The sequence below is a fragment of the Sphingobium sp. RSMS genome (assembly GCF_005406185.4).
Taxonomy (GTDB): Bacteria; Pseudomonadota; Alphaproteobacteria; order Sphingomonadales; family Sphingomonadaceae; genus Sphingobium; species Sphingobium fuliginis.
This window is the reverse complement of sequence record NZ_CM191257.1, coordinates 473,360-490,645: the sequence shown is the minus strand read 5'-3', so window position 1 is coordinate 490,645 and position 17,286 is coordinate 473,360. Positions and strand designations below refer to the sequence as shown.

At 65.6% G+C, this 17,286-nt stretch carries 18 protein-coding genes; 11 read left to right on the top strand and 7 right to left on the bottom strand.

The window, feature by feature from the left end; all coding sequences use genetic code 11:
• The first annotated feature begins 101 nt into the window (after positions 1-101).
• Entirely contained in the window at positions 102-461 is a 360-nt protein-coding gene (locus EGM87_RS02340) for an RcnB family protein (RefSeq protein ID WP_025549377.1), read from the top strand.
• A 35-nt stretch (positions 462-496) separates the two neighbouring features.
• On the opposite strand, the gene EGM87_RS02335 is transcribed toward EGM87_RS02340, so the two are convergent.
• Positions 497-1,900: a GntP family permease gene (locus EGM87_RS02335; protein ID WP_137709173.1), complete on the bottom strand. Its 1,404-nt coding sequence runs from the start codon at positions 1,898-1,900 to the stop codon at positions 497-499.
• Positions 1,901-2,189: 289 nt separating this feature from the next.
• Between EGM87_RS02335 and rpsF the strand changes: the two genes are divergently transcribed.
• Genes rpsF through rplI form a run of 3 tightly spaced genes read left to right on the top strand, consistent with a single transcriptional unit; the run spans position 2,190 to position 3,460 of the window.
• The gene (gene rpsF / locus EGM87_RS02330) at positions 2,190-2,612 is read left to right on the top strand and encodes a 30S ribosomal protein S6 (protein ID WP_025549379.1); all 423 of its coding nucleotides are present in this window, start codon (positions 2,190-2,192) and stop codon (positions 2,610-2,612) included.
• A gap of 13 nt (positions 2,613-2,625) precedes the next feature.
• Positions 2,626-2,850 carry a 30S ribosomal protein S18 gene (gene rpsR / locus EGM87_RS02325; protein ID WP_004212076.1) on the top strand — a complete coding sequence of 75 codons (225 nt, stop codon included), beginning with the start codon at positions 2,626-2,628 and terminating at the stop codon, positions 2,848-2,850.
• A 13-nt stretch (positions 2,851-2,863) separates the two neighbouring features.
• Positions 2,864-3,460 carry a 50S ribosomal protein L9 gene (rplI, locus tag EGM87_RS02320; RefSeq protein WP_025549380.1) on the top strand — a complete coding sequence of 199 codons (597 nt, stop codon included), beginning with the start codon at positions 2,864-2,866 and terminating at the stop codon, positions 3,458-3,460.
• Positions 3,461-3,610: 150 nt separating this feature from the next.
• Here the strand turns inward: rplI and EGM87_RS02315 are convergent, their stop codons facing one another.
• Positions 3,611-4,483 carry a DMT family transporter gene (locus tag EGM87_RS02315; protein ID WP_025549381.1) on the bottom strand — a complete coding sequence of 291 codons (873 nt, stop codon included), beginning with the start codon at positions 4,481-4,483 and terminating at the stop codon, positions 3,611-3,613.
• A 135-nt stretch (positions 4,484-4,618) separates the two neighbouring features.
• On the opposite strand from EGM87_RS02315, the gene EGM87_RS02310 reads away from it, so the two are divergent.
• The 5 genes from EGM87_RS02310 (at position 4,619) to EGM87_RS02290 (ending at position 9,724) form a co-directional block, all read left to right on the top strand.
• Entirely contained in the window at positions 4,619-4,993 is a 375-nt protein-coding gene (locus EGM87_RS02310) for a c-type cytochrome (protein WP_025549382.1), read from the top strand.
• Positions 4,994-5,134: 141 nt separating this feature from the next.
• Positions 5,135-6,388: a CaiB/BaiF CoA transferase family protein gene (locus tag EGM87_RS02305; RefSeq protein WP_137709174.1), complete on the top strand. Its 1,254-nt coding sequence runs from the start codon at positions 5,135-5,137 to the stop codon at positions 6,386-6,388.
• Entirely contained in the window at positions 6,385-7,167 is a 783-nt protein-coding gene (locus EGM87_RS02300) for an SDR family NAD(P)-dependent oxidoreductase (protein ID WP_137709175.1), read from the top strand. Before EGM87_RS02305 ends, EGM87_RS02300 begins: the two co-directional genes overlap by 4 nt.
• A gap of 11 nt (positions 7,168-7,178) precedes the next feature.
• Positions 7,179-8,045, top strand: coding sequence for an enoyl-CoA hydratase (locus EGM87_RS02295; RefSeq protein ID WP_137709176.1), 867 nt, complete (start codon positions 7,179-7,181; stop codon positions 8,043-8,045).
• On the top strand, positions 8,042-9,724 hold the full coding sequence (locus tag EGM87_RS02290) for an acyl-CoA dehydrogenase family protein (protein ID WP_044661896.1): 1,683 nt from the start codon (positions 8,042-8,044) through the stop codon (positions 9,722-9,724). Before EGM87_RS02295 ends, EGM87_RS02290 begins: the two co-directional genes overlap by 4 nt.
• An 83-nt stretch (positions 9,725-9,807) precedes the next feature.
• Here EGM87_RS02290 and EGM87_RS02285 read toward each other — a convergent pair whose 3' ends face one another.
• The 5 genes from EGM87_RS02285 to EGM87_RS02265 all read right to left on the bottom strand — a co-directional run bounded on the left by EGM87_RS02285 (position 9,808) and on the right by EGM87_RS02265 (position 14,270).
• Complete coding sequence (locus EGM87_RS02285) at positions 9,808-9,963, bottom strand: hypothetical protein (RefSeq protein WP_167706572.1); 156 nt, start codon at positions 9,961-9,963, stop codon at positions 9,808-9,810.
• A gap of 560 nt (positions 9,964-10,523) precedes the next feature.
• Positions 10,524-10,736, bottom strand: coding sequence for a DUF2093 domain-containing protein (locus EGM87_RS02280; RefSeq protein WP_061936289.1), 213 nt, complete (start codon positions 10,734-10,736; stop codon positions 10,524-10,526).
• Positions 10,736-12,139, bottom strand: coding sequence for an NAD(P)H-dependent flavin oxidoreductase (locus tag EGM87_RS02275; RefSeq protein WP_025549388.1), 1,404 nt, complete (start codon positions 12,137-12,139; stop codon positions 10,736-10,738). The genes EGM87_RS02280 and EGM87_RS02275 overlap by 1 nt, the downstream gene beginning before the upstream one ends.
• Before the next feature lie 94 nt (positions 12,140-12,233).
• Positions 12,234-13,385 carry a glycosyltransferase family 4 protein gene (locus EGM87_RS02270; RefSeq protein ID WP_137709177.1) on the bottom strand — a complete coding sequence of 384 codons (1,152 nt, stop codon included), beginning with the start codon at positions 13,383-13,385 and terminating at the stop codon, positions 12,234-12,236.
• Positions 13,386-13,400: 15 nt separating this feature from the next.
• Complete coding sequence (locus tag EGM87_RS02265; RefSeq protein WP_137709178.1) at positions 13,401-14,270, bottom strand: alpha/beta fold hydrolase; 870 nt, start codon at positions 14,268-14,270, stop codon at positions 13,401-13,403.
• 40 nt (positions 14,271-14,310) lie between these two features.
• On the opposite strand from EGM87_RS02265, the gene EGM87_RS02260 reads away from it, so the two are divergent.
• Together EGM87_RS02260 and astD are read left to right on the top strand one after the other, a co-directional pair.
• Entirely contained in the window at positions 14,311-15,705 is a 1,395-nt protein-coding gene (locus EGM87_RS02260; RefSeq protein WP_137709179.1) for a protein adenylyltransferase SelO, read from the top strand.
• 145 nt (positions 15,706-15,850) lie between these two features.
• Positions 15,851-17,284, top strand: a complete 1,434-nt coding sequence (gene astD, locus EGM87_RS02255) for a succinylglutamate-semialdehyde dehydrogenase (RefSeq protein ID WP_137709180.1) — start codon at positions 15,851-15,853, stop codon at positions 17,282-17,284.
• The last annotated feature ends 2 nt before the right edge of the window (positions 17,285-17,286 follow it).

The following is a 17,286-nucleotide window of genomic DNA, read 5'->3' as shown; positions in this document are numbered from 1 at the left end:
ATTCTTTGCTGACCGATGGCACAAGCCTGCGACAAATGCGTCCTACTTCTGCTTCAACGCCGGACAGCCGGCGGCAAGATCGAAGAAGAAGGAGCAAGTCCATGTTCAGGAAGTTTCTCGCGGCGCTGACCGCCACCACCATGATCGCAAGCCCCATGGTCGTCAGCCAGGCCCAGGCCGCGCCGCAGCGGGAAGTGCATCAGGTGGTGAAGCATGGCCCCCATGGCCGCACCGTCACCAAGACCACGGTGATCCGCAAGGACAATCATCGCCGCTGGGCCAAGGGCCAGCGTTTCGATCGCCGCCATGCGAGCAACTATCGCGTGATCGACAATTATCGCGGCTATCGCCTGCGCACCCCGCCGCGCGGCTATCATTGGGTTCGTTCGGGCAATGACGCGCTGTTGGTCGCCATCGCCAGCGGCATCATCGCATCGGTCGTCACCGGCGCGATCCGCTAAGGCCGAGACGCCCCGGAGCCGCGCTCCGGGGCGTCCTATACCAGCCCCGTCAGATAATAGACCGCGATCACCACGAAGACGGTGAAGGTCTTGATCAGCGTCAGGGCGAAAATATCCCTATAGGCCTGCCGGTGCGTCAGGCCCGTCACCGCCAGCAAGGTGATGATCGCGCCATTGTGCGGCAGGCTGTCCATCCCCCCGCTCGCCATGGAGGCCACCCGGTGCAGCACCTCGCGCGGGATGCCCGCCGCATCGCCCGTCGCCGCGAACTGTTCCGCCATGGCGGCAAGGGCGATCGACAGCCCACCCGAAGCCGAGCCGGTGATCCCGGCAAGCGACGTCACGGTAATCGCCTCATTGATCAGTGGATCGGGCACGGCCTTCAGCGCTTCCTTCACCGCCAGGAAACCCGGCAGCGCGGCGATCACCGCGCCGAAGCCATATTCGACCGCCGTATTCATCCCCGCCAGCAGCGCGCCGCCCACGGCCGCCTTCGACCCATCGGCAAAGCGCCGCGCCACTTGCGGGAAGGCGAAGAGCAGGATCGTCCCTATGCCCAGCAGCAAGGCGCCCTCCACCGCCCAGAGCGCGGCGACCTGAGCCACCTTCACCACGACGGGATCGGTCAGGCCGGCCAGCGACACGGCCACTTCCTCCCCCGCCACAAGGCGCGGGATCAGCATGGTCAGCGCCAGATTGCCCAATCCCACCACCAGCAGCGGCAGCAGGGCGATCAGCGGATGCACGGTCCGATCGCCCCGGTCCGCGGCTTCCGGCTCGTTCACCAGGTTCTCCGGCGCGCCATAGCCCTCCCCCGCCGCCTGCATCGCGCGCCTGCGCCAGCCCAGATAGGTGAGGCCCAGCCCCATGATGCAGACCGATCCTGCCAGCCCCAGCACCGGGGCCGCCCAGGCGGTCGTGCCGAAGAAGCTGGTCGGGATGATGTTCTGGATCTGCGGCGTTCCCGGCATCGCATCCATGGTGAAGGTGATGGCGCCAAGACCGATGGTCGCGGGTATCAGCCGCTTGGGAATGTCGCCCTGCCGGAACATCTCCGCGGCGAAGGGATAGACGGCGAACACCGCCACGAACACCGAAACGCCGCCATAGGTCAGCAGCGCCGACACCAGCATGATCGCGGGGATCGCCTGGCCTGCCCCCACCAGCCCGATCACGGCGGTCACGATCGCGCGCGAGAAGCCGGAAACCTCTATCAGCTTGCCGAACAGCGCGCCGAGCAGGAACACCGGGAAATAAAGCTTCAGGAAGCTTCCCACCCTTTCCATGAAAACGCCGGAAAAGACCGCTGGCACGGCGGCGGGATCGGTCAGGAACACGGCCAGCATCGCCAGCAGCGGCGCCATCACGATGACGCTCATCCCCCGATAGGCCGCGACCATCAGCAATATCAGCGACAGGGCCGCTATTCCGACCGCCATAAGATACCCCCCTCCGTTCGGGCTGAACCTGCCGAAGCCCCGCCCGTCAATCCTTGCAACCGAGATTAAAGAAGAAAAGGGCTTCGACAAGCTCATCCCGAACGGTAAAATTGCGTGCCCCTGCTGCGCCGATCCGCCCTTGCCTTTCCCGCGCATTTCCGTCATAGGCGCCGCTTCGCACGACCCGGGGTGACTCGCGGTCGCGCGAATCAATGCTTGAGACGACAGCCGGAGGGGCGTTCCACATGGGGTGGGCGTCAGCGATCGGCCAACAGATGAGGCAATACCCATGGCTCTTTACGAGCATGTGTTCCTTGCGCGCCAGGATCTGGCACAGGCGCAGGTGGACGCTCTGGCGGAAACCGCCACCAAGATCGTCGAGGATATGCAGGGCAAGGTGACCAAGGTCGAGACCTGGGGCCTGCGCTCGCTGGCCTACAAGATCGCCAAGAACCGCAAGGCGCATTATGTGATGCTGAACATCGACGCCCCGGCCGGCGTCGTCGCGGAACTGGAGCGCCAGACCCAGATCAACGAAGACATCATCCGCTACATGACCATCAAGGTCGATGAGCTGGAGACCGGCCCGTCGGTCATGATGCGCAAGCAGGAACGCGCCGAGCGCGGTCCGCGCGGCGATCGTGGCGACCGCAATGATCGTGGGGGCGATCGCGGCCCGCGCCGCGAGCGCGAAGAAGCCGCCGGCGAATAAGGAGATCTGAACCATGGCACGCCCGTTTTTCCGCCGCCGCAAGAGCTGCCCCTTCGCCGCCAAGGATGCGCCGAAGATCGATTACAAGGACGTCCGTCTGCTGCAGGGCTTCGTGTCCGAACGCGGCAAGATCGTCCCCAGCCGCATCACCGCGGTGTCCGCCAAGAAGCAGCGCGAGCTGGCCCAGGCCATCAAGCGCGCCCGTCATCTGGGCCTGCTGCCCTATATCGTGAAGTAAGGGAGAAAGACCCATGGAAATCATTCTCCTTGAACGCATCGAGAAGCTGGGCGCCATCGGCGACGTCGTCACCGTGAAGGACGGTTACGCGCGTAACTACCTGCTGCCCAACAAGAAGGCGCTGCGTTCGAACGCCGCCAACAAGAAGGTCTTCGAAGCGAACCGCGCGAAGATCGAGGCCGACAACGCCGCTCGCCGCTCGGACGCCGAAAAGGCTGCCGAAGGCGTGAACGGCAAGCAGATCGTCCTGATCCGCCAGTCGTCGAACGCCGGCCACCTCTATGGTTCGGTCGCCGTCCGTGACGTCGTCGAAGCGCTGCACGCCGATGGCGTCACCAACGTCACCAAGGCGATGGTGGTTCTGGAGCGCCCGATCAAGACGCTCGGCGTTTTCGACGTCAAGGTCGCGCTGCACCCGGAAGTGGCCGTCACCGTCACGGTGAACGTCGCCCGCTCGCCGGAAGAAGCCGAACTTCAGTCGCAGGGCGTCGATGTGATGGCCGATCTGTTCGAAAAGGACGAAAGCGGCTTCACCGAAGACTACGATCCGAATGCGGAACCCGGCGAAATCGCCGTGGAAGCCGAAGAAGCTCCGGCCGAAGAAGCCTGAGTTTTCCTTTCCGGACGAAACAGGAAAGCCGCCCCTCACCGGGCGGCTTTTTGTTGTTGCCGGCATATGCCTCGAATGGGTGAGAGACTTTCCGGTGGGTTGTAAGGTCCGTGGAAACATCGCTTTCCAACCCGATCCGCGACGTGAAGCTCAGCCCCTCGCCTTGCGGTCCGGCGACAGGGCGATGATCGTCACGCCGGCCAGCGCCAGCGTCCCGCCGCCGATCATCACGGCGGTGATGGGGGTTCCGAAATAAAGCGAGGCGAACACCGTCGACATCACCGGCGCCGCCAGCATCAACGGCATGATCGTCGAGATCGGATAGCGCTGGAGCAGCCAGGCCAGCGTTCCCTGCCCGATGATCGTCGACCCAAGGCAGCTGAAGGCGAACCAGGCCGCCGGCACCCATCCGACGTGCGCCAGGCCGGCGATGGCCGGCCGTTCGAACATCAGCGCGAAGGGAGCGAGGGTCAGGGCGCCCATCAGGCCATTCCAGGCCTGGCCGTTCATCACGCTGACGCCCGCCAGTCTGCGCTGCACCAGCGTGGCGCCGCCCCAGGTCATCGCCGCGCTCGCCATCACCAGCACGGCAGGCACTTCGGTCAGGATGTGCGGATCGAAAACCAGCGCCGCGACTCCGGCAAAGGCCAGCATGACCCCCGCGACCTTGCGCGCGTTGAGCTTCTCCCCCAGCAGCAGCGCGCCCAGCAGCAGGGAGAAAGGCACGCTGAGCTGCCCCGCAATGGCCAGGGCGCCGACATTGGTGGCCATGAACAGCGCGATGTTCAGCAGCAGCAGGAACAGGCCGCCGTTCAGGAACCCGTAGAGCGCCAGCCAGCCCGTCCGCCCGGGCAGCGACCGGATCGCGGGCGCGCACAGCAGGAACACCACCCCCATGCGCAGCGCCACCGACAGCAGCGGCGCGGTGGCGTCCACCACCACCTTCATCGCGATCACGTTGAGCGCGAACATCAGGTTCACCAGCAGGGCCAGGACCATTCCCAGCGGCCCGAAGCGCCGCATGGCCTCTCCACCACCCTCCATCGCATGTCCTTCTTCCGGCCCGATCTTCAATTCCTGTTCAGACTCAGGCTGCTATTTGTTATTTGTGCACACTGGTATAGATTCCAGCCGGTCATGAAGGGAAGAGGATAACTGATGATTTCGAAATTCGTCGCGCTTGCCGCTGCCACGCTGATTGCGAGCCCCGCACTCGCCCAGGCGGGCGACGCCGCCAAGGGCAAGGCGGTTTTCGCCCGCTGCATGGCGTGCCACACGGTCGATCCGGGGGTCAACCGGCTGGGCCCTTCGCTGGCCGGCGTGGTGGGCCGGACGTCCGGCACGGTTCCGGGTTTCGCCTATTCGGCGGCGATGAAGAACGCCAAGATCCGTTGGGACGCAAAGTCGCTCGACGCCTTCCTGGCCAAGCCGACGGCGAAGGTGCCGGGCAGCAAGATGATCTTCGCGGGCCTGCCCAACCCCGCGGATCGCGCCAATCTGATCGCCTATCTCGCCACGGCGGGCAAGAAATGATCTGAAAACTATCCTATAGTGCAAAAATCATTGCGCTAGCCGCCCTGTCCCGCTATCTGTTGAGTCAAGCGATGCAGCAGAACTTCAGGGACAGGAGCGGATGCGATTTTCCGACGACAGGATGATGACGGGAGCGCAGGCATGAACGCCCGCGCTCTCGAAGGGGTGAAGGTGCTGGACCTTTCGCGGGTCCTCGCCGGCCCCTGGTCGACGCAGATCCTGGCCGATTTCGGCGCGGATGTGATCAAGATCGAGCTGCCCGGCCATGGCGACGACACCCGCGCCTGGGGGCCGCCCTATCTGACCGGCGCGGATGGCGAGCCGGAGATCGGCACCAGCGCCTATTATCTGTCCTGCAACCGCAACAAGCGTTCCGCCGCGATCAACCTTGCGACGCCGCAGGGCGCGGACCTCATCCGCAAGCTCGCCGCGCAGGCCGACATAGTGGTCGAGAATTTCAAGGTCGGCGGCCTGAAGAAATACGGCCTCGATTATGAGAGCCTTCGTGGCGTGAACCCTCGCCTCGTCTATTGCTCCATCACCGGCTTCGGTCAGACCGGCCCCTATGCCGATCGTGGCGGCTACGACTTCGTGGCGCAGGGCATGGGCGGCTTCATGAGCATCACGGGGGAAGAGGATGGCGGCCCGCTGCGCGCCGGCGTCGCCATGGCGGACCTGTCGACCGGCATGTTCGCCACCGTCTCCATCCTGATGGCGTTGCGCCATGCCGAACGAACCGGCGAAGGGCAGCAGATCGACGTGTCGCTGCTCGACACCCAGATCGCGATGCTCGCCAATCAGGGCATGAACTGGCTCGTCGGCAATGTGGTGCCCGGGCGTCTGGGCAACCGCCATCCGACCGTCGTGCCCTACAAGACGTTCGAGGTGGCGGACGGGGTGATGATCATCGCCATCGGCAACGACCGGCAGTTCCGCGCCTTCTGCACGGAAATGGGCCATTCGGAACTCGGCACCGATCCGCGCTTCGCCACCAGCGCCCAGCGGCTGATCAACCGCGAGGAAATCGAGGCGAAGGTGCAGGAGATCGTCCGCCCCTTCCCCCGCGACGCGCTGATGGCGCGCTTCGTCGCGGCGGGCGTGCCCGCCGGGCCGGTCAATACGATCAGGGACGTGTTCGAAGACCCTTTCATTGCGGCGCGGCAGACCGTCCACCGCTTCCGCCGGGAAGAGGATGGGGTGGAGATTCCGACCGTCGCCTATCCGGGCAAGCTGTCCGCCACGCCCGCCGACTACCGATATTGCCCGCCCCGCGTGGGCGAACATAGCCGCGAGATATTGGGCCAGTGGCTCGGCCTCGACGATGCGGCGCTCGATTCGCTGGCCGCCGAAGGTGCGATCGCCCAGCGCCCTGCCCAGGAGGGAACAGAAGCATGAAACTCGACAACAGCGTTGCCGCCATCGTGACGGGCGGCGCATCCGGGCTGGGCGAAGCGACCGCCCGCGCGCTCACCGCCAGGGGGGTGAAGGTCGCCCTGTTCGACTTCAACGAGGAGACGGGGAACAGGGTCGCGGCCGAAATCGGCGGCACCTTCTGCAAGGTCGACGTCACCGACGAAGCATCGGTCGATGCGGGATTCGAACAGGCCCGCGCCGCCCATGGGCAGGAACGGATCATCGTCAATTGCGCGGGCACCGGCAATGTCGTCAAGACCGCCTCGCGCGACCGCGAAACCGGCGCGATCAAGGCCTTCCCCACCGACCAATTCGAACGGATCGTCCAGATCAACCTGATCGGCACCTTCCGCTGCTGCGCCAAGTCGGCGGCGGGGATGCTGACGCTGGAGCCGCTGGAGGACAATGCGCGGGGCGTGATCATCAACACATCCAGCGCGGCGGCGGTGGACGGCCAGATCGGCCAGGCGGCCTATAGCGCGTCGAAGGGCGGCATCGTCAGCCTCACCCTGCCGATGGCCCGCGACCTGATGGGCGAGGGCATCCGCGTCAACGCGATCCTGCCCGGCATTTTCGACACGCCGCTGATGGCGCGGGCGAGCGACAAGGTGCGCGACGCGCTGTCGGCCACGGTCCCCTTCCCCAAGCGCTTCGGCAAGCCGGAAGAATTTGCCGCCATGGCGTTGGCGATGATCGAGAATGACTATTGGAACGGCGAATATGTGCGGCTGGACGGCGGCCTGCGCATGCCGCCGCGCTGAGGAGAGCGACCATGTCCGAGGAAGTGCAGCCTGAATATGTGACCTACAGGGTCGAGGACGGCGTCGCATGGGTGATGCTGAACCGCCCGCAATATAGCAATGCGCAGAATTACCGGCTGCTTGGGCAGCTCGACAATGCGTTCAAGCGCGCGGTCGAGGATGACGAAGTGAAGGTCATCGTGCTGGGCGGCGAAGGCAAGCATTTTTCCGCCGGCCACGACATCGGCACGCCGGAGAAGGACAGCAACATGCCCCGGTTCCGCGCGACCCTTTGGTGGGATCACCTCAACAAGGGCGGCGCGGAGCGGCAATATGTGCTGGAGCAGGACGGCTATCTCGGCCTCTGCCGCCGCTGGCAGGAAATTCCCAAGCCGATGATCGCCATGGTGCAGGGCGCCTGCATCGCGGGCGGGCTGATGCTGGCGTGGGTCTGCGACCTGATCGTCGCGTCGGAGGACGCCTTCTTCCAAGACCCGGTGCAGCGCATGGCCCAGCCGGGGGTCGAATATTTCGCCCATGCCTTCGAACTGCCGCCGCGCGTCGCCCGCGAACTGCTGCTGCTCGGCCGCCGCATGCCGGCCCAGCGCGCCTATCAGTTCGGCATGGTGAACGAGATTTTCCCGCGCGAGACGCTGCGTGAGGAAGTCGCGAAGATCGCCGCCGAAATCGCCCAGCATGACCGCTTCGGAATGGCGCTTACCAAGCAGGCGTTCAACTTCGTGGAAGACCTGCGCGGCAAGCGGCAGGCGATGGACGGCGTGTTCCACATGCACCACCTGGCCCATGCGCATAACCAGCTGATGACCGGCAATCTCGTCGGCGGGCTGGACGCCAAGGCGATGGCGACGGCCAACAAGAAGCAGGCCGGCGAAGGATGAGCGCGGCGGTGGAACTGGAAAAGACGGTGCTGGTCCTTCCCGACCTCCCCGCGCTGCTTTCGGGCGCGGCGGATGCCGCACAGGCCTTCGTCGCCGCCGTCCAACCGCAGGTGAAGGCGCGCATCGCCAACGACAAGGGACAGGTCGACCGCGTGCTGGCCGATGTGGAGCAGCATGTCGTCCACGGCTTCGGCTGGTTCGCCTCCTATGCGGAGATGATGCGGGAGGTCGCCAACTGGGCCGCCCATCTCGACGCGCAGGGCGCGTTCGGGGAGGTCGAGGCGCTGCTCGCCCAACTCCTCTTCGCGGAATATGGCGCGCAGATGCTGGGCGGCATTTCCATGAACCAGGGCGAGGTGATCCGCGCCACCGACCTGACCGACGACCTGTCGACGCTCGACGCGCCTGCTTTCCGCACCCTTGTCCGTGAGGGCGGCGGGCAGGCGGTGAAATCGGCCATCGCCCGCCACCTCATTGCCCGGCGGGGTCATGCCACGCTGGAAAATTGCGGGCTGGACGAAATGTTCGACATGGTGCGCGAGCAGTTCTTCGCCTTTTCGAACGAGAAGGTCGCGCCCTTCGCCCATGACTGGCATCTGAAGGACGAGTTGATCCCCCTGCCCCTGGTCGAGGAACTGGGCGCAATGGGCGTGTTCGGCATGACCATTCCGGAAGCGTTCGGCGGGCTGGGCATGGGCAAGACCGCCATGTGCGTCGTGTCGGAGGAACTGTCGCGCGGATGGATCGGCGTGGGGTCGCTCGCCACCCGATCCGAAATCGCGGCGGAACTGATCCTGACCGGCGGCACCGACGGGCAGAAGGCCCATTGGCTGCCGCAGATCGCCAATGCATCGATCCTACCGACCGCCGTCTTCACGGAGCCCGACACCGGCTCGGACCTGGGTTCGCTGCGCACTCGCGCGGCGCTGGCCGATGGCGAATATCGGGTGAACGGCAACAAGACCTGGATCACCCACGCCGCCCGCGCGGACGTGATGACGCTGCTGGTCCGCACCGATCCCGGCACGAAGAATTACAGCGGCCTTTCCATGCTGATCGCGCCCAAGCAGCGCGGCACGGTGGCCGATCCCTTCCCCACGCCGGGCATGAGCGGCGGCGAGATCGAGGTGATCGGCTATCGCGGCATGAAGGAATATGAGATCGGCTTCGACGATTTCCGCGTGCCCGCCCAGAACCTGCTGGGGGGCATTGAGGGGCAGGGCTTCAAGCAGCTCATGGCGACATTCGAATCCGCGCGAATCCAGACGGCCGCCCGCGCCATCGGCGTGGCGCAGGCCGCGCTCGACATCGGCCTTTCCTATGCGCTCGACCGCAAGCAGTTCGGCCGCCCGATCTTCGACTTCCCCCGTGTCGCCAACAAGCTGGCGATGATGGCGGCGGAGATCATGGGCGCGCGCCAGCTCACCTATTTCGCCGCGCGCCGCAAGGATGAGGGGAAGCGCTGCGACCTGGAGGCCGGCATGGCCAAGCTGATCGGCGCCCGCGTCGCCTGGGCGGCGGCGGACAATGCGTTGCAGATCCATGGCGGCAACGGCTTTGCGACCGAATATCAGGTGAGCCGCCTGCTCGCGGATGCGCGCATCCTGAACATCTTCGAGGGCGCCGGGGAAATCCAGGCGCAGGTGATCGCACGGCGGCTGCTGGACGGCGGGAATTGAGAAGGCGGCTCATGGCGAAAGGCGGCGGGGGCCCCTAAACCACGGTCCCGGCGGCCCACCCCCCTTTTCGCGAGCGCCTGGGTTTAAAGCCCCAGGCGGCTCCAGAACTCGTCGGGTTTGACCGGCGTCGCGGTTTCGGACGCGCGTTCGGGACGCGTCCAGGAGGAGTGGGGGATGTGGATTTGCGGGCTGGAGCCGAAACGGCGTTGCCGGCGGGCACGAGTGGCATTCTGGGTCATCGTCTTCTCCTGTCGAGGAGGAACACGAAACCTTGCGTCGTCGCTTCAGTACCGTGCGCTTTAGCCGTTGGTGACGCGGAGCAAGCTGACATCCTTCAAAAGCCGCGGAGCGTTGCGCTCGGCAATATATCTACTCAATTTGTAGAGAGATGGAAGAAAGCTTTGCTTAAGACGGCGAGACCACAGGTTTCACGATATGGGGGACGCAGAATCCGTCCTGCGGGTGGAAGCGAGCCGTCCGGAACGAGGTGGGACGCCCGTCAGAACGCCACATTATAAAGGAACCAGCCCACGATCAGCAGGCTCGTCACAACACAGAGGCGATCACCAAAAATGTCGATCCGCGACATCGCTTACATCCTTCCTTGGTCGAGCGATCTCCGTCGCTTCGTTCATGAAGGATAAACCATCAGCGGGGACAAAGGAATAGGATAAGTGCGGCAGGCGGAGACATAAAAGCGCCGGATGGAAAAAGCAGAGGCTTGAACCGGCGTCATGCAAAAGGCCCGGGCCGTGGCCAGTCCCGATAAAATTCCAGCAATCCGCCTGAATTCAGGACTTTACCGAAAATCCGCGCCGCGATGCTTCAGGAAGGAACGGGTCGCTTCCTCCGGTCCCCTATAGGCCTCCTGAAACTCCGCGCTCCAATATTTGAGGTCTTCCAGATCGATGCGTGCGCCGGAAACCGCGCAAAGGACGAACTGTCCCGGACGCACGACCTCAAAATGCGGCGTGTCGTAGTGCAGCACCGCCAATCCCTGAATGTCCGCCATCAGTCGCCGGTCAGGATGCGGTCGACAAGTTGCTTCACGGTCGGCACGAACCCGTTCGAATAGAAGGGGTCCTGCTTGAACTTGTAGGCGCCATGGCCCGCGAAGAGCAGATTCTTGTCGAGGTCGCCGCCATGAACGGCCTCCTGCAGCGATTTCTGGATGCAGAAGCTGCGCGGATCGGCCAGGCGGCCGGTCGAATTGGTCTCGCTGTCCATCCAGCTTGAAAAGGCGCACTGGCTGAGGCAGCCCATGCAATCGGTCTGGTCCTTGCGGATTTCGGCCTTTTCCTCCTCCGTCACGAAGACGAGCGTATTGTCCGGCGTCTTGAGCGCGGAGGTGAAGCCCTGCCCCACCCATTCGCGGGCGCGCAGAAGGTCGCCGCGCGTCACCCAGAAATTCTTGCCCTTCACGCCGGCGTCGAGTTGATGCGTATGGTCGCCGGCCTGTTCGGTGCTGAACGGAATCTGCCGTTCCGATCGGGCTTCCAGGGAGCGCAGGAAGGGATTGCGGACGGCCGAACTGTAGAAGCCGGTCGGCGAGAAGCGGTGGAGCAGCACGTCGCCCGGCTCCAGTTGCATCAGCCGTTCCTTCCACGCCTGCGGGATCGGGCTTTCCTGCGTCAGCAGCGGACGGGTGCCGAACTGGAACATGATCGCGCCCAGTTCCGGATTGTCGATCCAATCGTTCCAGTCCTTGAGCGCCCAGACGCCGCCTGCCATGACGATGGGCACATCGTCGGAAATGCCCCCCTCCCGCATGGTGGCGCGCAGGTCGCGGACGCGGGGATAGGGGTCCTGCGGCACCTTGGGATCTTCGGCGTTGGACAGGCCGTTATGGCCGCCCGCCAGCCACGGGTCCTCATAGACCACTGCCGCCAGCCATTCCGATGCCTTGGAATAGGCGCGCTTCCACAGGGCCCGGAAGGCGCGGCCGGAACTGACGATGGGCAGATAGTTGACGCCGTAGGAGGCGGCGATCTCCGACAGCTTGTAGGGCATGCCCGCGCCGCAGGTCACGCCCGCGACCATTCCCTTCGTCTTTTCCAGGACACCGTGGAGGACGCGCTGCGCACCGCCCATTTCCCAGAGCACGTTGATGTTGATCGCGCCCTTGCCACCGGCGATTTCGAAGGCCCGCTTCACCTGTTCGACCGCGCCGTCTATCGCATAGGCGATCAGTTCCTCATGGCGGTCGCGGCGGGTGCGGCCATGATAAATCTGGGGAATGACGTTGCCGAAGCTGTCATAGCTGTCCGCATTGACCGCCGACACCGTGCCGATGCCGCCGGCCGCCGCCCAGGCGCCGGAACTGGCATGGTTGGAAACGGCTACCCCCTTGCCGCCTTCGACCAATGGCCAGACTTCCCGGCCGCCGTAAACGATGGGCTTCAACCCCTTGAACAACGCAATCTCCCGCGCAAAAATCCCGTGGCCCCCGACCACCTGAACGCCGCCCTATAGCAGCTTTACGGTCGGATGACGAATATTTGGGCGCGCCCTACCGCAAAATATGGGGGCTGGATAGTGCCTGACCGTAAAGGCCGGCATAGGCGTCCACCATGGCGGCTTCGGTGAAATCGCGGCAGGCGCGTTGGCGGTTCGCCTCGCCAAGCCTTTGCCGCAGACCGGGATCGCCGGCGAGCGCGCCCAGCGCCGAGGACAGGGCTGCTTCGCCCGGGACGACGAACGGCCGGTTTTCGGGCGCGACCATGGCAGCGACGTCCCCCACATCGGTCGATGCGACGGGCAGGCCCGCCGCCATCGCTTCCACCAGCGAGATCGGGAACTGCTCGCTGTCGGAAGACAAAGCGAAGATGTCGAGCAGGCCCATGAAGCGCCAGGGTTCAGGCAGGAATCCGGCCATGCAGATGTCGGCCAGTCCGTGGTCCCTGGCTTCCGCCGCTATGGCGTCGCGTTCCGGCCCCTCCCCCACCACCACCAGTTGCAGCCGGTCGCGATGCGGCGCGACGGCGCGGACGAGGCGGCGGATGTTCTTGACCGGGCGCAGGCCCGCCACCGTCCCCACCATCAGCTTGCCGGCCGTGCGGTCGAGGGCTGGAATGGCATCCGGCACAGGCGGCAGGGCATAGCGCGCCGTGTCTATGCCGTTGCGGATCAGGTGGACCTTTCGCGGCGGCTGACGCCACACCTCGCGGGCGATGCCGTCGAGCCGGACGGACGGGACGACCAGCGCATGGGCGCGCTGAAGCGCCAGGCGGCGATAGAGGTTGCGCTGCGGCTTGAGGCCGCCCGCCTCATCCGCGTTGAAGCCGTCCTCATGATGGATCAGCGGCGGACCGCCATGGATGCGCCGCGCCATCACCGCATCCATCGCTCCCCAATTATAGCTGAGGATGAGGTCGTAGTCCGACAGGAAGGCCGCAATCGCCCGGAAACGCCCGAGGCCCGGCCTGCCGGCGAGTGGAGGAGGCTGGGGGAAATCGACCGGCGTGGCGGGGTCGATGGCGTCCCGCGCGCTCATCAGTTGGGGCGCGGCGCTAACGATGCTGTGACGGGCGCGGTCGCCCCAAAGGTTCATCAGGCGCACGGCCCGCGCCTCCTTCCCGCCAAGCGAGAAGCTGCCGTGGACATGCAGCAGCCGGGGCGGCCCGTCGATCTGCCGAGGCCGGCCCGCGGCGAAACGCTCCATGCCGCTCAAGCCGCTTCAGCCATTCAGGACCCGCGCCAGCAGCCGATCGATGGCGGCGGCGGATTCAGGCTCGTCGAGCACGGGAGCGTGACCGACATTGGAGATGACCGCGCACTCCGCGCCGGGACCGATGTCCTCCACCATGCGGGCGGCGGTGGCCGCGGAGAGCAGGTCGGAGCGCTCGCCGCGCAGCACCAGCGTCGGAATTCCGCGAAAGGCCTGCATGACCGGCCACATGTCGACGCTCGCCTCGCTGCCCGCGACCCGCAGCGGCTCCGCTATGCGCATGTCATAGTCGAGCACGACGCGCCCCGCGCTGTTGAGGCGGTAGAGGCGCTTGGCCATGGCCAGCCATTGGTCGAGGCCATAGCCGGGATAGACGTCGCCATTGGATTCCTCCAGCGCGCGGGCGGCGTGCACCCAGCTTGGATGCGACTGGCCGATGCCGACATAGGTGCGGATGCGCGCCAGCCCCGCCTCCTCCAGCGTCGGCCCGACATCGTTGAGCAGCGCTCCGGCCAGCCATTCGCGATGGGTCGCCGCGATCAGCATGGTGATGATGCCGCCCAGCGACGTGCCGATGGCGACGAAGCGGGTGATGGCCAGATCCGCCAGCAGGCGGCTGATGTCCTGCAGATAGGTGAGCGGGACATAGGTCATCGGGTCCTTCGCCTGCGCGCTTTCGGCGCGGCCGCGCAAGTCGGGACAGATGAGGCGCCATGGCCCGGCGAGGCGCGCCGCCAACGGTTCGAAATCGCGGGCGTTGCGGGTCAGGCCCGGCAGGCAGAGCAAGGGAGGGCGGCCATCTTCGCCGCCAGCATAATCGCGATAATGGAGCCTCAGCCCATCGGGGGACCACCAGTATCCGTCGCTATAGCTGCTCAAGCTGCTTGATCCTTCCACCCTGCATCCCCCATATCGCCGCATGCGCCCTGCCCTGCAACCCGCCAAATTCAGCCCCGCGAACGAAATCGCCGCGCTGCAGCCCGATTTTGCCGATCCCGTCGCGGCGGCCGACTTTCCCCGGACCATCCTGCGTTTCCGCAATGACCGTTGGGCGAAGGCCGTGGGCCTGGGCGACCTGAGCGATGAGGAATGGCTGGCGCATTTCGGCCGGTTCGAGCCGCTGGAGGGATCGCTGCCCCAGCCACTGGCGCTAAGCTATCATGGGCATCAGTTCCGCGTGTACAATCCCGACATCGGGGACGGCCGCGGTTTCCTGTTCGCGCAGCTTCGGGACGGGGCCGGCCGGTTGCTCGACCTGGGCACCAAGGGTTCCGGCCGGACGCCCTATAGCCGCTTCGGGGACGGCAGGCTGACGCTGAAGGGCGGCGTGCGGGAGATATTGGCGACGGAGATGCTCGAGGCGCTGGGCGTCAACACCTCCAGGACCTTTTCCATCATCGAGACGGGCGAGGCGCTGGAGCGCAACGACGAACCTTCCCCCACCCGCGCGGCGGTGATGGTGCGGCTCAGCCACTCGCATATCCGCATCGGGTCTTTCCAGCGGGCGGCCTATTTCGACGACAAGGCGCTGCTGGAGCGGCTCGTCGACTATGCGCTGACGAAGCTCTACGGCGAGGAGCCGGGCGACAATCCTCCCGCGCAACTGCTGGGCCGGGTGGTGGAGCGAACGGCCGATCTGGCCGCGAGCTACATGGTGGCGGGCTTCGTCCATGGCGTGCTCAACAGCGACAACATCAATGTGACGGGCGAGAGCTTCGACTATGGACCCTGGCGGTTCACGCCGCTTTGGGAAGAGGGGTTCACCGCCGCCTATTTCGACCATGCCGGGCTCTATGCCTTCGGACGGCAGGCGGAAGCGATCCACTGGGACGTGGCGCAGCTCGCCGTGTCGCTGCGTCCCCTGGTGGAGGCCGAACCGCTGATCGAGCAGCTGGAGCGCTTTCCGGCGCTCTATGCCGAGGCGATGGCGCGGCGCTTCTGCTGGCGGTTGGGCGTCGCGCCGACGGACGACGCCTCCACCATGATCGAAGCGGCGGTGCGCGGCATGATCGCGACGCAAAGGCCGATCGATCGCTTCTTCCAGGACTGGCGCGGCGGCGATCCCCGCGACGGCGGGCCTTATGCCGGGGAGGAATGGGCGGGATTTCGCGAGGCCATCGCCGGGTTCGAGGCGAGCGGGCCCCAGGATCATGCCTATTGGGCCGATCCGGCGCCCTGCTCCATGCATATCGATGAGGTGGAGGCGATCTGGAGCGGGATTGCCGAGCGGGACGATTGGACGCCGCTGCATGCGAAGGTGGCGGCGATCCGGCGCATGGGCGATGCATTGGGCGGCGCCCCTGATGTGCCCTGAATTCTCCTCCGCTGGCGGGGCGGACGGGCTTTCCGTTACGTCGGCTTGCCCTTCCGCTCGCCACGCCCGCTTCCCCCTCCCCGAGGGAGGAGGGAGCCGTTTGCCGCCCCTTCCCTAACGCCCCATTATCCTCCATATCGGTGCCATGTCCGCCGCGCTGACTTCGTTCGAACCCGCCACTGGTGCTCTTTTGTGGCAGGGGACTGCCAGCGACGTGGAGGCGGAGGTCGCCCGCGCCTGTGCCGCCTGGCCGAAATGGGCCGCCCAGCCCATCGCCTACCGCATCGAAACGCTGCGCCGCTTCGTCAATGTCGTGCGCGCCAATGAGGAAGCGCTGGCCGACCTGATCGCCCGCGAAACCGGCAAGCCCCTGTGGGATGCGCGGACCGAAGTGACGGCGGTGATGAACAAGGTCGACATTTCCGTCGCCGCCTTTTCCGAACGCACCGGGCAGAGACGGCTTGAAGCGGCGATGGGCGCGCGTCAGTCCGTGCGGCACAAGCCGCATGGCGTCATGGCGGTGCTGGGGCCGTATAATTTCCCGGCGCATCTGCCGAATGGGCATATCGTTCCCGCGTTGCTGGCCGGCAATGCCGTCGTCTTCAAGCCGTCGGAAAAGACGCCGGCCGTGGGCGAGATGCTGGTGCGTTTCTACCATGAGGCGGGCGTACCGGAGGATGCCGTCCGGCTGGTGCTGGGCGGACCCGACGAGGGCAAGGCGCTGGCCGCCCATCCCGATGTGGGGGGCATTCTCTTCACCGGGTCGGCGCAGACGGGCATCGCGATCAACCGGCAGTTCGCGGCCAATCCCGGCAAGATACTGGCGCTGGAAATGGGCGGGAACAACCCGATCGTCGCCTGGGATACGGCCGACATCGCCAGCGCCGCGACGCTGATCGTCCAGTCGGCCTTCCTGTCGAGCGGGCAGCGCTGCACGGCCGCGAGCCGGCTGATCGTCAGGGAGGAGCTGGCCGACACGCTGGTCGGAGAGGTCAAGAGGCTGGCGGACCGGCTGATCGTCGACCATCCCCATGCGGACCCCGCGCCTTTCATGGGGCCGGTGATCGACAATCAGGCGGCGGATCATCTGACGGAGAGCTTCCTCTATCTGATGAGCAACGGCGGCAAGCCCATCAAGCACATGGTCCGCACGACCAAGGGGCTGCCCTTCGTGACGCCGGCGATCATCGACGTGACCGCCATGGCGGAGCGGCCCGACGTCGAGCTGTTCGGCCCCCTGTTGCAGGTTGTCCGGGTGCCGGATTTCGAATCCGCGATCCGGGAGGCGAACAATACGCGCTATGGCCTTTCCGCCGCGCTGATCGGGGGATCGCCGGAACAATATAACCAGTTCTGGGCCAATATCCGGGCGGGCATCGTCAACTGGAACCGGCCGACCAATGGGGCATCCTCCTCCGCGCCCTTCGGCGGGGTGGGCATTTCCGGCAATCATCGGCCCAGCGCCTATTATGCGGCTGATTATTGCGCCTATCCGGTCGTGTCGGTGGAGATCGAGCAGCCGCGCGCATCCATCGGCATTGGCCTGAAGGACGTCGACACCAGCCTGATGGGCGATTGAGC